We start from the raw sequence: 15724 nt of genomic DNA on the forward strand, positions 1-15724 counted from the left end.
GCGGTTCAGTGTATAAAAATGGAAATCGCGTACACCGCCTGCATATAATTTGCGGCACATTTCCGCTGATACGGTCGCGGCGACCAGCTGCCGTGCGGACGGGTGATCATCAAGACCATCGAACAGATGGGCCATCCAATCCGGAATTGCTGTTCCCGTCATTTGCGACATGCGTGTGATCGCGGCAAAGTTCGACACGGGCATGATGCCGGGCACGATCTCTGCATCTATGCCGGCCGCCGCGACAGCATCACGGAAACGGAAAAAGGTCTCTGGTTCAAAAAAGAACTGAGTGATGGCGCGGCTCGCGCCTGAAGCGAGTTTGCGTTTAAGAAAATCAATGTCGGACGCCGCCGACAATGCTTCGGGATGTGTTTCGGGATAGGCACTGACCGAAATTTCAAACGGATGTAGTTTACGCAAACCTTCTACCAACTCCGCAGCGCTGGCATAGCCATCAGGGTGCGGCACAAACCGGCCGTCAGAATTGGGGGCATCGCCCCGCAGGGCAACAATATGGCGAACACCCGCTTCCCAATACGCGTTGGCGACATCGGCGATTTCGCCTTTTGACGCCTCGACGCAAGTGAGGTGCGCGGCTGCAGGAATGTGAGTTTCGCGCGCGATGCGGGCCACGGTTTTGTGCGTGCGTTCACGCGTGGTGCCGCCTGCGCCATAAGTGACTGACACAAAGCGTGGGGCAAGGGGCGCCAATGTTACGACCGAATCCCAAAGTTGTTCTTCCATCTTTTCCGTCTTGGGCGGAAAGAATTCAAAGCTGATTTCGCAATCACCCGAAAGTCCGGCGAAAAGGGGTGAGGCCACAGCGCGGCTAGCTTCTTGCATCTGCGCAAGCGGGAGAATCATGCAACAATCCTTAGGTTATCTTCTGGCCTTAGGCCACTTTTGGGGCTCGGCTGTGCGCCAGATAGTTTTTGGCCCATCCAAACTTTGATGACCAATTCGCCTGCTTCAAGAGCGGTTTGGTGAACCAGTTGAAGGCCTTGGCTAGCAAAGGTCTTTTTCATGAAGTCATCCGTGAAACCAAGCCGCGCGTGCGCATGGACTGTGCGTAATTCTTCAAGATTATGGGCAGCAAAATCGACGATGACTAATCTGCCACCGGGCGCAAGCGTACGGATGGCCTCCGCTATCACGGCCTCGGGATGCTGTGCGTAGTGCAGCACTTGATGAAAAATGACCGTGTCAAATTCAGCGTCGCCTACGGGTAACATGTTAAAATCGCCGAGCTTAATATCGACCTTATTCGCGATTTCTGGACTTAGATTTGCAATCTTCGCCCGCGCCAGTCGAAGCATCTCGGGACTATTGTCGACAGCCACAAAACGCTCCGAGGCCCCTGCAAATAGTTCTACCATGCGTCCAGTGCCGGTTCCCACATCTAGAAAACGTCCCAATGGCGCGCTGTGGAGGATATGTGCCAACCGTGCTTCAACTTCCGAATCGGCGATGTGCAGCGATCGAAGAGAATCCCATTCATCAGCATGTGCAGCAAAATAGGCTGCGGCCATATCGGTCCGGGCGCTGCGTACTTCATCAAGCCGAAGAACATCGCGCTGAAATGCCTTGCCCTGCGATACATCTGCCTCAGCCAATAAGGATGCGACGGGACTATCGGTCAATATTGCAGCAGGCCGCAAAAATACCCAGCTTCCTTCCTTACGCCGCTCAAGAAGCCCGGCCTCGTCCAATATTCTAATGTGGCGTGACACGCGGGGCTGACTTTGGTCCAAAATTTGGACCAACTCACCCACAGACAGTTCCAAGCGCAGCACCAAAAACGCGATTCGCAAGCGCGTCGGATCGGCCAAAGCCCGCATGATATTGAGCAAATTCATCATTTGGAGCGCATATAAAGAATTCTTTATATCATGTCAATAAGCTCAAATCCCGCATATTTTCTACCGTTAAGGTAGAGATTGGCGCGAAATTGTTATGGGACAATATCAAACTTTAAAAAAGCGCATTGCCACCGAATTGTGAACAAGCTAGAGGGTTTTCCGCAGGCAAGCTGTAATTGTTGTGGCGTGTCTGTCAGGTTTTCATAAGTTTTGCTAGGGGGTTTCCCATATGAAGAAAATTGCTATATCTCTCGTTCTTGCCGCTTCGCTCGGTTTGGTCGCTTGCTCAAAGGCTGAAGAAGCTCCAGCAGCAGAAGCAACCGCAACAGAAGCTCCAGCAGAAGCTGCTGACGCTGCTGTAGAAGGCGCTGCACCTGCTGCTGACGCTGCTGCTGCACCTGCTGCTGACCCCGCTGCTGCACCTGCCGATGCGGCTGCTGCTGCTGGCGCACCTGCAGAAGCTGCAAAAGAAGCTGCGAAGTAATACTCGCGCTTTTTAGCGAAAGCTTTTTGATAAGGGCCGTTCTGTTTACAGGACGGTCCTTTTCTTTGTCTGAATTGCCCAGATGCTGACAATCCATGTCAGGCGTCATCAACCCATAAAATTACTGGTCGTGATATGTGGCAGTCGTGCGCGACACAAATTGCATGAACGCCATACGCTGCGGGATGGATGCGGTTGTACTGCCCATCATGATTGCCAGCGCATAGCGCGTCCCATCGGGCGCCGTCATAATTCCAATGTCGTTATAGCCCGTTGAAACAGGCGACAATATCTGCCCGGTTCCCGTTTTATGCAAAAAGCGCCAGCCTGCCGGTACACCCGCCTTCATACGGTTTGGCCCGCTTGATGTGCGTGACATGATCCCCAAGATAAGCCTAGTTGATGCAGGCGACAGCAACTCTCCTTTGGCCAGCCTGGCAAGAGCACGGACAATTGCCTCGGGACTGGCCCCATCGATCGGGTTGTCGAGATAAAAATCGAGTGCAGCTTTGCGCTTCGCCATCGGCACCATGTTACGCGCTGCATAAAACCTATTACCAAGCGAATATTCCTGACGCCAATCAAGGCCAGCAATGCCGCTTTGCAACAAACGTTCGCCTGGACCAAAGCGGATGGCCCCCAAATTCTTTCGCGCCAAAAAACTTTGAACCGCTTGAGGGCCGCCAGCCTTACGCAAGAGGGAGTCATTGGCGGTATTGTCACTCGCTATGATAGCCTGCTCGAGTAAGGCGAGCACGGTCGCCTCAATCCCACCATTGGAGATTACACGGTCGCGAATGGGTTGATGGAAAACCGCTAGATCATTAGGTGTAATGCGTATCTTCTGGTCAAGGCTGACTTTACCTTGATCGACCAAGTCCAATATAGTCAACGCCACCCATGTTTTGGATACGCTTTGCTGCGGGAACAATTCTGTCGCCCGTTGGCCAGTTATCCATTCGCCGCCATCTATGCGCATGATAGCGACGCCGGTACGGCCTGGGAAAATCTGCCATTGCTCCCGCACCAGATTTTCAAGACCAATAGGCGCACGGCGATTGAATGGCCGCTTTGGAGCGGCCTGCCCAACAGGCGCTGCAGAATGCGGTATTCGAGTTGACGGGGTGGGATTGGCCTGAGGCATTGGCCGCTGCACACCGACACATCCCGACAAACTAGTCAACAGCGCCAACGATACCACGCCAAAACGCAGCAGATCTTTAGCGCGCCCTTCCCCAAATTTTTCCACCCGAACCATGATCGGTCGATAGGGCAGAGCTTTGGCGGATGACATCGTTAATACTGATATTTGCGATGAACGATTCCCCTGCGTCGACGAGGCGATGGGCACCGAACCTTAGAAGGGTTATTTACATTATTCAGCCGCGGCCCCGATATGGCTGAACCCCTTGATCTGGCAACCACAAACCCTTGGGAGGCTCGCCCGACTGCCAAAACACATCAATGGGTATGCCGCCGCGCGGATACCAATAGCCACCAATGCGCAGCCAATGCGGCTTCATCTCCGAAAACAGGCGCTGGCCAATGCCAACGGTGCAATCTTCGTGAAAAGCGGCATGGTTGCGGAACGAGCCCAAGAACAGCTTAAGCGATTTCGATTCGACGATCGTCGCATCTGGCGCATAGTCGATAACCAAATGCGCGAAATCAGGCTGGGCCGTTACCGGACACAAGGATGTGAATTCAGGCACGGCAAAGCGCGCGAGATACAGCGTGTCTGGGCGCGGGTTGGGGACATAATCCAACTGCGCCTCTTCAGGCGTTTGCGGAAGCGTGCTTTGCGCACCAAGAAATTTTGGCTTTAATATGTCTTTCATAAAGGCGCTTTTAGCGGTTTCGCCGCGGGAAGCAAACGGGTGATACAGGATGCAGTCGGAGACGCGCCGCCAGAGCGGCCCGATTTTCGATTGAATCGTTCAAGTCTGCTTTCCTGAAATCCCGTATCGCCCTTGACCGCCTGTCTGGCTAACATAGCGATATGGCATTACTCATTCCTATATTTGGCGACCAACTCAGTCATGGCCTATCATCCTTGGCGGGGCAGGATAAAAAAGCATGCGTCATCCTCATGGCTGAGGTTGATGAAGAGACCGAATATGTGCCGCACCATAAATCCAAGATGGTGTATATCCTATCCGCCATGCGCCATCATGCGAACGATCTTCGCAGCGCAGGATGGACAGTTGATTATGTAAAGCTGACCGACGCGGAGAACAGCGGTAGTTTCACGGGCGAAATTGCCCGTGCCATTGAGCGACACAAGGTGTCCGCATTATGCGTGACCGAGGCAGGCGAATGGCGGGTGAAGGCGATGTTGGATAGCTGGCCCGATCGCTTTGATATCCCGGTAGAAATCCGGCCCGATGACCGCTTCTTGTGCACCCATGCTGAATTTGAAAGCTGGACCAAGGACCGCAAACAATTGCGCATGGAGTTTTTCTATCGCGATATGCGGCGTAAGTCCGGCCTTATGATGAATGGAGACACGCCTGAAGGTGGACAGTGGAATTTTGACGCCGAGAACCGGAAACCGGCAAAGCGCGATCTGGCGATGCCAACGCCGCTACACTTTGCGCCAAACGCCGTCACACAAGATATCATTCAGATGGTCGAGCGCCGCTTTGCAGGCAACATGGGTGAGACAACAAAATTCGGATTTGCCGTAACGCGCGAGGATGCGTTGCGGCAGCAAAAGCATTTTCTGGACCACGCTTTACCCAATTTTGGGGACTATCAGGACGCAATGCTCACCGGAGAACCGTTTTTGTGGCACTCGATCCTCTCACCTTACATCAACTCTGGTTTGCTTGACCCGCTTGAGCTGTGCCGTGCGGTTGAGGTGCAATATCGCGCAGGCAAAGTCCCAATCAACGCAGCTGAGGGGTTCATAAGGCAAGTCATTGGGTGGCGCGAATATGTGCGCGGGATCTATTGGCACGCTGGTCCAGAATATGTGGAAAGCAACGCGTTTGCCGCGACGCGGCCACTGCCTGAATTTTACTGGACCGGTAAAACCGACATGCATTGCCTGTCGCAGGCTATTGGCCAAACGATCGAGCATTCCTACGCGCACCATATCCAGCGCCTCATGATCACGGGCAATTTTGCGCTGCTGGCCGGACTGAACCCAAAGGAAGTCCATAAATGGTATCTCGCGGTATATGCCGATGCCTATGAATGGGTTGAGTTGCCAAACAGCTTAGGCATGAGCCAGTTCGCCGATGGCGGCATGCTGGCGTCGAAACCCTATGCGGCGAGCGGCGCCTATATCAACCGCATGTCGGATTATTGCACGCATTGTAGCTATGACGTCAAGCAGCGCACTGGACCAAAGGCGTGTCCGTTTAACGCGCTGTATTGGGAGTTCATTGCGCGCAACGAGAGAAAACTGCGCAAAAATCCGCGTATGGCTATGCCCTATAAAAATTGGGAGCGGATGGCTGACGCGGACAAGGTTGCATTGCGTGCACATGCGCAGCAATTTCTCGAAAAGCTTGGATAGTTTGGAAAAGCTGCCTATCTTGCAGCGCAGTAGAATCACAAAATACGGTCAAGGACGAAAAACATGGAATTGTTAGTAAGCACCGAATGGTTGGCGGCAGAAATCGGAGCGTCCGACCTACGTGTGGTAGATGCAACCTGGTTCATGCCCGATGCCGGCCGCAATGCGCAGGCTGAGTATGAAGGCGGGCATATTCCATCGGCTGTATTCATGGATATCGAAGAGCTCGCTGACGCCAATAGCAGCCTGCCTAACACCTTGCCGCCGCCCGAAAAATTCGCCAGTCGTATGCAATCGCTTGGCCTAGGCGATGGCAGCCGCATTGTGGTTTATGATGACAGCCCGTTCAAATCGGCCACGCGCGCTTGGTGGATGCTGACATTGTTTGGCGCACATGACGTCGCAATCCTTGATGGCGGCATCGCCAAATGGAAAGCCGAAGGCCGCCCTCTAGAAACCGGAAAGCCAACCTTGCGCCACCGCCACTTCACCGTTTGGAAAGACGACAAGGCCGTGCGCAACAAGGCCGATATGCTGGCCAATTTGCACAGCAAGGCGGCCAGTGTCGTCGACGCACGGGGCGCCGGTCGCTTTACCGGCGAAGAGGCAGAGCCGCGGCCCGAAATGGCGTCGGGCCATATTCCTGGCAGCCGCAACCTGCCCTTTGGCCAATTGTTCAACGCGGACGGCACATGGAAGCGCGGCGATGAGCTGAACCAGGCATATGCCGATGCGGGCGTTGACCTCAGCAAACCGATGATCACGACATGTGGATCAGGGATGACTGCGGCGGTCGTGTTGTTTGGCGCACGGATGACAGGCAAGACCGACGTGTCGTTATATGACGGTAGCTGGTCAGAATGGGGATTGGATAAAGACACCCCTAAGGCACAGGGTGCGGCTTGAGTTCTAAGAAGCCTCAAAAACCCGCCACCAAAACAGTCACAGCAGGACGAAGGAGTGCATTAACTGGCCCCGTCGTCAACGTGCCCGTCTGGCGCGCAAGCACGCATTTATATGAAAATGTGGCGGCATTGGAGGCAGGTAAATCTGACAACCAAGACGGCCGTTTCTTCTACGGTCGCCGCGGCTCGCCAACACAATGGTCGCTGGCCGAAGCGCTCACCGAGATGGAACCCGGTGCGCACGGAACAATGCTTTACCCATCGGGCGTGGCGGCAATCGCGTGCGCCTTATTGTCGGTTCTCAAGTCTGGTGACGTCTTGCTGATGACGGACAATGCGTATGACCCAAGCCGATCCTTAGCGGATGGCTTTCTGAAACGCTTTGGCGTCGAGACACGCTATTTTGATCCGCTCGCCTCCGATTATGATGCGCTTTTCTGTGATCGTACCAAAGCGATATTGTTGGAATCGCCCGGAAGCCTGACCTTCGAGATGCAGGACATTCCCGCCATTTGCGCAGCGGCCCAAAAACATAATGTTGTCACTTTGCTCGATAACACATGGGCGACGCCTTATTTCCATACCGCGCTCGACAAGGGCATTGATATGGCGATCTTGTCCTGCACCAAATATATTGTGGGCCATAGCGACGTCATGATGGGCAGCGTCACTACGCATGAGAAATACTGGACAAGATTGCGCCAAACCGCGCAGCAGCTTGGCCAGACCGTATCGCCCGACGATGCGTATCTTGCCAGCCGCGGCCTGCGCACCTTGTCGGTCCGGATGAAGGCACATGAGGCATCGGCACTGCAGATCGCCAAATGGTTACAAACGCAGCCAGATGTTGCAGCGGTATTCCACCCCGCGCTGCCGGAATGCCCAGGGCACGACATTTGGAAGCGCGACTTTACGGGCGCGGCGGGGTTGTTCTCGTTCATCCATAAAGGTGACGCCGCAACCGCCGCTGCCTTCGTCGATGCGCTCGAGTTATTTGGTATTGGCTATAGCTGGGGCGGCTTTGAAAGCCTTGCTTTGCCCGTCCAGCCAGAAAAATACCGGTCGGTCGTTTCTTGGGATAAAGAAGGCACGCTGATCCGGTTACAAATCGGCTTGGAAGATACTGATGATTTGATCGCGGATCTTGACCAAGCCTTTACCGTGGCTCGATCAGGCGCCTAACCTCAGCGCGTGGGCTCAGGCACCTCACCTGAATAATCGTAAAAGCCGCGCTTCACCTTGCGGCCATGCCAACCGGCTTCGACATATTTCTGAAGTAACGGCGCGGGACGAAACTTTGGATCGCCCGTCGATTGAAAGAGCACATTGGTGATTTCAAGACAGGTATCGAGCCCGATAAAGTCCGCTAGGGTCAGCGGCCCCATCGGGTGATTGAGGCCCAATTGGCACGCGGTGTCGATGTCGCGGATGCTGGCAACGCCCTCGCCAAGTGCAAAGATTGCCTCATTGATCATAGGCATCAACACGCGGTTGACGATGAACCCCGGCGCGTCATTGGCAAAGACCAATTGCTTGCCAAGCGCCTCTCCATATTGGCGCACGACGTCAACCGTGTCGTCGGTGGTCGCAAGGCCGCGGATGACCTCAATCAGGCCCATGACTGGCACTGGGTTAAAGAAATGGACGCCAATGAAGCGTTTTGGATCGGGCGACGATTGCGCCAGACGGGTAATCGGAATGGACGACGTGTTCGATGCAAGCACAGCCTGATGGCCAAGAACCTTGCCGACAGCCTCAAATATCTTGCGCTTAATGTCTTCGCGCTCGGTTGCAGCTTCGATAATCAGTCCGGCATCCGCCATCGGATCGTAGCTGCCAACCGGTTCAATATGCGAAAGTAGGGTGTCTGCCGCGTCTTGGCCCATTTTCTCCTTCGCAACCAGCCGGCCAAGTGCCTTTGCAATACCGGCTTTACCTTCCTCTGCCTTTGCAAGATCAAGATCGGATAGATACACATGATAGCCTGCGCCAGCGCTGACTTGCGCAATGCCTGCACCCATTTGACCGGCTCCGATGACACCTATTGCCCGCATTTTTTAGCTCCAAATTTTCAACGTTGCCGCGGTCTTAGCGAAAGCAATACAAAAGCGCTAGGTTCGCGCGTTTGCAAATGACGTGGATTGGATTGGCATTTTGGTGCAATTTCCCCTAAGCGCCGCAGCAATGCGCATCCCTTAGGCAGAAAGTCGGTAAACCATGGCCATCCCTATTCGTCATGCCCCATTGAGAGTGGGTCTCGCTGGTCTTGGCACCGTGGGCAGCGGCGTAATTCGTTTGATTCAAGAAAACAGCGCATTGATTGCGCGGCGCGCTGGCCGCGAGATCGAAATCGTTGCCGTCACCGCACGCGACCGCACGAAGGATCGCGGCGTGGATCTATCGCCCTACCGCTGGGTCGACGATATGGGTGAACTTGCGACCGCTGCTGACATTGATGTGGTGGTTGAGCTGGTTGGCGGATCGGATGGTCCGGCGCTGACCCTGGCACGCGAGACATTGTCGAACGGACGCGCATTGGTCACCGCCAACAAGGCAATGGTTGCGCATCATGGTGCAGAGCTTGCATCCTTGGCGGAGAGCAAGCAGGCCGCGCTTAAGTTCGAGGCCGCTGTTGCTGGCGGTATTCCGGTTATTCAGGGCCTGCGCGATGGTGCCGCAGCCAACCGCATTGATCGGGTCTATGGTATCCTCAACGGCACCTGTAATTTCATCCTGTCCACGATGGAGAGCGACGGGTTGGATTTTGCACAGGTGCTTGCAGATGCGCAGGCCAAGGGCTTTGCGGAAGCAGATCCGTCGTTCGACATTGACGGCATTGATGCTGCGCATAAGCTTTCAATCCTTGCGTCTTTAAGCTTTGGCTCAATCATTGATTTCGGGGGTGTCGAGGCACGCGGCGTGCGCAAAATTCTGGCGGCCGACATCGCACAGGCCAAAACGCTGGGCTATCGCATCCGCCTCATCGGTCTTGCCGAAATTGACGGTGACAACGGGTCAGCCAATATTTTCCAACGGGTTGAGCCATGTCTCGTGCCGCTGAGCCACCCGCTGGCGCATGTAACCGGCGCAACCAACGCCGTTGTTGCCGAGGGTAATTTCTCTGGCCGCTTGCTGTTCCAAGGCGCAGGGGCGGGTGACAAGCCAACGGCATCCGCTGTCGTCGCCGATCTGGTCGATATCGCGCGCAAGGAAACTGGCCCTGCATTTTCTATGCCGGCCGCCGAACTTGAAAGGCTTCCACGCGCGGCTTCCACGCATCGGATTAGCAAGACCTATCTGCGGATGCTGGTGGCTGATCGTGTTGGTGTACTCGCTGAAATCACCGCGGCCATGCGCGATGCCGGATTGTCGATCGAAAGCCTGATCCAGACGGAGGCGAGCGACGACGGATCGGCGTTGATTGCTATGGTGACGCACGCCGGACCAGAGCAAGCGATTAACGATACCATCAGCGCCTTGGCAAACTCAGACAGCTTGCTGGGTGAACCCATGGTCATGCACATTTTGGGGGCATAAGCAAAACGCAGGCCAGCGCCCATATTGCAGATCTTGAAAATATGGTACCCGTGCATGCTCGATTTGCGCCGCCGCATTCGGGGGTTCGAAAGACGAGGTGAAAATCGCCACAAGCAATCTCGACAATGAGCCGCACCTTCACTATCGGAAACTAACCGTCTATATACCGATCCATACGAGGCGCTTCGTTCGCGCCCCTTCGTTCTCAAATAGCTAGGAAATCCAAATGACTGCAGCAAGCCAAATCCTCGACCGGGTCCTTGTTCTGGAAATGGTGCGGGTGACGGAAGCTGCAGCTATCGCAGCGGCGAAGCTGATCGGACGTGGCGATGAGAAGGCAGCGGATGCCGCCGCCGTCGAAGCGATGCGCGCCGCCTTGAACGAGCTGTATATGGACGGCACCGTGGTCATTGGCGAAGGCGAGCGGGACGAAGCGCCGATGTTATTTATCGGTGAAAAGGTTGGCTCTGCCATCGGCACTGGCCCGAAAATCGACATCGCCCTTGATCCATTGGAAGGCACCACCATCACCGCAAAGGCTGGCCCGAATGCGCTGGTCGTGCTCGCCGTGGCCGAAGAAGGCAATTTGCTCAATGCGCCCGATGTCTACATGGACAAAATCGCAGTTGGTCCTGGCTATTCGCCAAACATCGTCAATTTGGACAAAACCGTCGCGGAAAATGTTACCGCGGTCGCCGCCGAAAAAGGCGTGCCGCCGCATGAATTGATTGTGTGCGTTCTCGACCGCCCACGCCATGAAAAGATCATATCCGAACTGCGCGCCATCGGCTGCGGCGTCATGCTGATCCCCGATGGTGATGTTGCGGGCGTCATCGCGACCACCAACCCAGACACCACTGTCGACATCTATATGGGCAGCGGCGGTGCGCCGGAGGGCGTTCTTGCCGCGGCGGCTTTGCGCTGCGTCGGTGGCCAGTTCAAGGGCCGCTTGCTGTTCCGCAATGACGATGAGCGGATGCGTGCACGCAAATGGGGTATCGAGGACCTCGACAAAATCTACGACCTTGAAGAATTGGCCAAGGGCGACTGTATCTTTGCCGCGACTGGCGTTACCCATGGTTCCTTGCTTGAGGGCGTAAAGACTCTGCGCGACGGTCGCATCACGACCGAAAGTGTCGTCATGCGCGCCTCATCGGGCACCGTCCGTTGGGTCAAGAGCGAGCATCGTAAGGCTGGCCATCTAGGCTGATATTGAGGGTCCTGACCCTAATAAACACCCATTTGCAGACCCACAGCGATTTGCTCGCCCATTTCCTCTGCCGCGATTAGGTCTGCACTATCGATAGTCTTCGGGGCCAATATAGCCTCTTGCGTCTGCGCATGCGTGCACACAATGACACTCGGCAGTATTTGTCGCAGCCGCCAGCCCGTCGCGATCCGTTCGGCCTGTGTCGCTGCATTACGTCCGTCCGATCCTGCGCACACAATCATCGCATAAGGCCGACCGTTCAATGTGCCGAGGCACGGATAATAGTATCGGTCAAAAAAGCTTTTCATGCCCCCGCTGATCGCCGCCAGATTTTCCGGAAACACGAAGATATAGCCGTCCGCTGCCCGCATATGTTCGGCACCGGCATCCGCGGCGTTTAACATCTGCACATCCACCCCCTGCGCCCGCCGTGCGCCATCGTAACAGGCCTTTGCCAAGCTTTGAGACCCGCCGGTCATGCTGTGCCAGATTATTGCCAATTGCTTCATCGCCACTTGCTAGCACTGGCGGCGCGCCATAGGGAAGAGGGATGAAGCCAGTCCTCGACATTAATCACTCGATCCTTGAACAAGCCTGGCACTGGCGTGGTAGCGGCACTGATGGCCGAGACCCCGAATTTCAGCCGGATGATCTCGTCACCCAGTTGCTGATGGCGCGCGGCGTCGAGCGCGATGACATCGAACGGCACCGCAACCCGACCATTCGTAACTTCATGCCCGATCCGTCGATATTTCAGGATATGGAGCGTGCCGCACTTCGACTGGCGCAGGCCGTTGAGGCGGGCCAGCAAGTCACCGTCTACGGAGACTATGACGTCGACGGCGCGACCAGTGCGGCGCTTCTCATTCGCTTGCTGCGCATGTTGGAACTGGACGCAGGCTATTATATCCCAGACCGCTTGATGGAGGGCTATGGCCCCTCTGGCGAGGCCTTGGTGCGCATTGGGACAAGCGGCAGTCGCCTGATCGTTACGGTGGATTGTGGGGCGATGGCCTATGACGCGCTGTCGCAGGCCAAGGGTGCTGGGCTTGAAGTCATCGTTGTTGACCACCACAAATGCGCGTCAGAGCTTCCGCAAGCCTTTGCCTTGGTAAACCCCAACCGACTCGACGAAAGCGACGAGGCGGCGTCCCACGGGCATCTGGCGGCGGTTGGCGTGGCCTTCCTCTTGGGGGCGGCTGTAATCCGAACCCTGCGCGCGCGTGGCTATTTTGCCGCGCGGCCTGAACCGAAAATCATGGACCTGCTTGACCTTGTGGCGTTGGGCACTGTGGCCGACGTGGCCCAACTTAGGGGGCTAAACCGCGCATTTGTTGCGCAGGGGCTAAAGGTCATGGCCGCGCGCCGCAACATTGGCCTGTCGGCGTTGGTTCAAGCCAGCCGCCTAACCCGCGCGCCAATATGCTCCGACCTTGGCTTTGCCTTGGGCCCACGCATCAATGCCGGTGGCCGCGTCGGCAAATCCGACCTTGGCGTGCGGTTGCTTATTACTGAAGATGCCGTCGAGGCGCAGGACATCGCGATGGAGCTCGACCGGCTAAACGAAGAACGCCGCGCGATTGAATCTGTTGTGCAGGAGCAGGCCGAGGCCATGCTTGCCGGACAACATAATCGTGCCGTGGCGTTGTTGTCGGGCAAGGGCTGGCACCCCGGAGTTATCGGCATTGTCGCTGGGCGCATTAAGGAAAAGACGGGCAAGCCGTCCATCGTCATTGCGGTGGATGAACATGGCGTCGGCAAGGGATCGGGCCGCTCGATCGCAGGTGTTGACTTGGGCGCAGCCATCATTTCGGCGCGCGAGGCTGGATTGCTCGTGGCGGGCGGCGGTCATGCCATGGCGGCGGGCCTGACCGTTGACGGCGAAAAAATTGACGCCTTGGCGGACTGGCTCGATGAACGGCTGGCGGCGGACGTCGCGAATGCATCGGGCGTCAAGGCGCTGCTGATTGACGCCATCGTCGCCCCGCGCGGGCTCAACCCATTATTTGTCGACGCAATGGAGACCGCTGGGCCTTATGGCATGGGCTGGCCCGGCCCGCGCGTGGTGACGGGGCCATTGCGGATCATCAAGTGCGATATTGTAGGCAAAGACCACGTCCGCGCCATCGTCGCGGGCGACGACGGGCAGTCATTTAAGGCCATGGCATTTCGTCAGGGCGAGACGGTTCTCGGCCAGACAATGCTCCACGCCGATCGCGGGCGGCGCTTCTGGTTTGCAGGTCGCGCCAAGACGGATGACTGGGGCGCGACACCAAAAGTTGAGCTGCATGTCGACGACATCGCCTTTGCCGACTGAAGTTGCGCCAACTTGGCCTTGACGAGCGCATAACGAATCCGTAAAGGCGCGGCTCGCCAAGCGATTGGCCCCTTCGTCTAGCGGTTAGGACGCGGCCCTTTCACGGCTGAAACACGGGTTCGATTCCCGTAGGGGTCACCAAATTTTTGCCTGTGATATGCAAAGCGATCGAGGCAATGTCTGCGTTATTCCAATTGATTATAAGTCTCGTGTGTAATCCTGCATATCATTTTGTGGGGCATTTAGCGTTACTGGCAATACATCGGTTGACCGGCTGCATGCCTTCATCGGCATTCACCACGACCTCACCGAACGATAGAGTGTAGCCTTTTCCGGACAAGCCGACCGGCTTTCCATTCAGTTGCGCGAAGCAATGACCTTATAAATGCTACGTCCTGCGGTCGGCTGGCGACGCGTTGCTTTAGAGCATGCGCGGACAGGTCAGTTGAGGCTGTGTGTTGGAGGGTATTGGGCCGAGGCGCGGAGGTAAGCCCTTCGGCGCGGGGCGACTATCTCAACTTGGCTACATGGCCGTATAGATTGTCTAAGATCTTATCCGCCTTCTCGGTCAGCGTGTAACGCACGCGCCGACCGTCACCGTCAAAGACCGACTTTGCGATGATTTCGGCAGCCGTCAACTTGCGAATATAGTCATGGATGGTGACGTGGGAGTATTTTGACACCTCACACAGGTCTTGAAGCTTGCGGCCCTCATGTCCCTCAGGAAGAACAAAATTTCCGCCTCACACGTCAATATGCGGACGCGCAGGTCGTCCTCAACGGTGCGAATACGTTCAAGTTGTCCCATTATTTCCCGCTTTTATTTTTACAGCTTCTTACTTTCGGCGATTTGGTTAAAAACTCAATGAAGGTATTTTAAGTTAAATATATAAACTTATTTCGCGCGATTAAAGTGATTTAACACCCGCTGGCGGCGCCACCCGCGCGCGTCAAATTTACGGGGCGGAGATCAATCCTCTGCCGGCGCACCGCCGCACATCGAGGCAGTCGCGCGCAACCGGCCTTACTTGCGGAGATATACCCACTGCGGCCCCGTGCTGCAATGCCTATGGCGTGGTGGTTGAATTGGACATGAATATGGCTGCTTGGCTCCATTAAATTCGGTGCGGCCATGTCCCACTTGCGCCATACTGACATCCATGGCAGTAAACCTTAACCGCGCAATTAAATAGGATTGAGACCCATGGCCCTTGCCCATAGCGAAGCTGCGAACCCGCATTGGGTGCCGCGCAAGAAGATTGGCGATCTGTCGCACATCCCCGGCGAAAATGGCCCGCCGATTATCGGCACTACATTCCGCGTGCTGCGTGACCCTCCCGGCTACGGCGCGCGCATGGTCAAAACCTATGGCAAGGTGTTCCGCACCAACGCCTTTGGCAACCCGACCGTCTCGTTGGTGGGCGCCGAGGCAAATGAGCTTTTGCTGTTTGATCGTGAAAAGCTGTTTTCGTCGGAGCAGGGTTGGGGGCCGGTCCTGAACTTATTGTTCCCGCGCGGATTGATGTTGATGGATTTCGACCACCACCGCATGGACCGCCGCGCGCTTGGCATCGCCTTCAAGCCTCAGCCAATGCGCGCCTATACCCAAGACATGAACCGCATCTTTGCCGAGCAGTTGAGGGATTGGCGCGGCGACATGCTGTTCTATCCCGCGATCAAGCAACTGACGCTGGATGTCGCGGCCAGCAGCTTTTTAGGGATACCTCTTGGGCCAGAGGCGGACAAGATCAACAAGGCCTTTGTCGACATGGTTCAGGCATCGGTCGCGCCCATTCGCGCGCCATTGCCGTTCACGCCGATGGGTAAGGGCGTTGCCGGACGCAAATATCTTATCGATTATTTCGGCCCACAAATTGCCGAGCGCC

Annotated in this window: 14 protein-coding genes, 1 tRNA gene and 1 pseudogene; 9 read left to right on the forward strand and 7 right to left on the reverse strand. The window is 56.0% G+C overall.

Annotated features, from left to right (window positions below; genetic code table 11):
* Together metF and QE270_RS05060 are read right to left on the reverse strand one after the other, a co-directional pair.
* The coding region (gene metF / locus QE270_RS05055; protein ID WP_300036134.1) for a methylenetetrahydrofolate reductase [NAD(P)H] at window positions 1-867 on the reverse strand (867 nt) is incomplete at its 3' end.
* The gene (locus QE270_RS05060; RefSeq protein ID WP_300036137.1) at window positions 864-1862 is read right to left on the reverse strand and encodes a metalloregulator ArsR/SmtB family transcription factor; all 999 of its coding nucleotides are present in this window, start codon (window positions 1860-1862) and stop codon (window positions 864-866) included. The genes metF and QE270_RS05060, both read right to left, overlap by 4 nt.
* 229 nt (window positions 1863-2091) lie before the next feature.
* On the opposite strand from QE270_RS05060, the gene QE270_RS05065 reads away from it, so the two are divergent.
* The gene (locus QE270_RS05065) at window positions 2092-2346 is read left to right on the forward strand and encodes a circumsporozoite protein (protein ID WP_300036140.1); all 255 of its coding nucleotides are present in this window, start codon (window positions 2092-2094) and stop codon (window positions 2344-2346) included.
* Between the two features lie 121 nt (window positions 2347-2467).
* Here the strand turns inward: QE270_RS05065 and QE270_RS05070 are convergent, their stop codons facing one another.
* Window positions 2468-3640, reverse strand: coding sequence for a serine hydrolase (locus tag QE270_RS05070; RefSeq protein WP_300036143.1), 1173 nt, complete (start codon window positions 3638-3640; stop codon window positions 2468-2470).
* Between the two features lie 85 nt (window positions 3641-3725).
* On the reverse strand, window positions 3726-4184 hold the full coding sequence (gene queF, locus QE270_RS05075) for a preQ(1) synthase (protein ID WP_300036146.1): 459 nt from the start codon (window positions 4182-4184) through the stop codon (window positions 3726-3728).
* A 161-nt stretch (window positions 4185-4345) separates the two neighbouring features.
* Here queF and QE270_RS05080 point away from each other — a divergent pair, with 161 nt between their 5' ends.
* The 3 genes from QE270_RS05080 to metC all read left to right on the forward strand — a co-directional run bounded on the left by QE270_RS05080 (window position 4346) and on the right by metC (window position 7956).
* Window positions 4346-5869, forward strand: coding sequence for a cryptochrome/photolyase family protein (locus QE270_RS05080; protein ID WP_300036149.1), 1524 nt, complete (start codon window positions 4346-4348; stop codon window positions 5867-5869).
* 63 nt (window positions 5870-5932) lie between these two features.
* Window positions 5933-6775, forward strand: a complete 843-nt coding sequence (sseA, locus tag QE270_RS05085; RefSeq protein ID WP_300036152.1) for a 3-mercaptopyruvate sulfurtransferase — start codon at window positions 5933-5935, stop codon at window positions 6773-6775.
* Window positions 6772-7956 carry a cystathionine beta-lyase gene (metC, locus tag QE270_RS05090; protein WP_300036155.1) on the forward strand — a complete coding sequence of 395 codons (1185 nt, stop codon included), beginning with the start codon at window positions 6772-6774 and terminating at the stop codon, window positions 7954-7956. The genes sseA and metC overlap by 4 nt, the downstream gene beginning before the upstream one ends.
* A 2-nt stretch (window positions 7957-7958) precedes the next feature.
* Here the strand turns inward: metC and QE270_RS05095 are convergent, their stop codons facing one another.
* On the reverse strand, window positions 7959-8828 hold the full coding sequence (locus tag QE270_RS05095) for a 3-hydroxyacyl-CoA dehydrogenase NAD-binding domain-containing protein (protein ID WP_300036158.1): 870 nt from the start codon (window positions 8826-8828) through the stop codon (window positions 7959-7961).
* A gap of 163 nt (window positions 8829-8991) precedes the next feature.
* On the opposite strand from QE270_RS05095, the gene QE270_RS05100 reads away from it, so the two are divergent.
* Both QE270_RS05100 and glpX read left to right on the forward strand, forming a co-directional pair.
* Window positions 8992-10311, forward strand: coding sequence for a homoserine dehydrogenase (locus QE270_RS05100; RefSeq protein WP_300036161.1), 1320 nt, complete (start codon window positions 8992-8994; stop codon window positions 10309-10311).
* Between the two features lie 226 nt (window positions 10312-10537).
* Window positions 10538-11521 (forward strand): class II fructose-bisphosphatase, encoded by a 984-nt coding sequence (glpX, locus tag QE270_RS05105; RefSeq protein ID WP_300036164.1) that lies wholly within the window; start codon window positions 10538-10540, stop codon window positions 11519-11521.
* 17 nt (window positions 11522-11538) lie between these two features.
* On the opposite strand, the gene QE270_RS05110 is transcribed toward glpX, so the two are convergent.
* Complete coding sequence (locus tag QE270_RS05110; protein ID WP_300036167.1) at window positions 11539-12000, reverse strand: NAD(P)H-dependent oxidoreductase; 462 nt, start codon at window positions 11998-12000, stop codon at window positions 11539-11541.
* A gap of 71 nt (window positions 12001-12071) precedes the next feature.
* Between QE270_RS05110 and recJ the strand changes: the two genes are divergently transcribed.
* Window positions 12072-13838, forward strand: a complete 1767-nt coding sequence (gene recJ / locus QE270_RS05115; protein ID WP_300036170.1) for a single-stranded-DNA-specific exonuclease RecJ — start codon at window positions 12072-12074, stop codon at window positions 13836-13838.
* Between the two features lie 66 nt (window positions 13839-13904).
* A tRNA-Glu gene (locus QE270_RS05120) sits at window positions 13905-13979 on the forward strand.
* A 368-nt stretch (window positions 13980-14347) separates the two neighbouring features.
* Here QE270_RS05120 and QE270_RS05125 read toward each other — a convergent pair.
* A pseudogene (locus QE270_RS05125) lies at window positions 14348-14542 on the reverse strand (winged helix DNA-binding protein); the annotation flags it as partial.
* 500 nt (window positions 14543-15042) lie between these two features.
* Between QE270_RS05125 and QE270_RS05130 the strand changes: the two are divergent.
* A partial coding sequence (locus tag QE270_RS05130; protein WP_300036173.1) for a cytochrome P450 occupies window positions 15043-15724 on the forward strand: 682 nt, incomplete at its 3' end.

Origin of the sequence: Sphingorhabdus sp. (assembly GCF_029865925.1) — a bacterium.
Lineage (GTDB): Bacteria > Pseudomonadota > Alphaproteobacteria > Sphingomonadales > Sphingomonadaceae > Sphingorhabdus_B.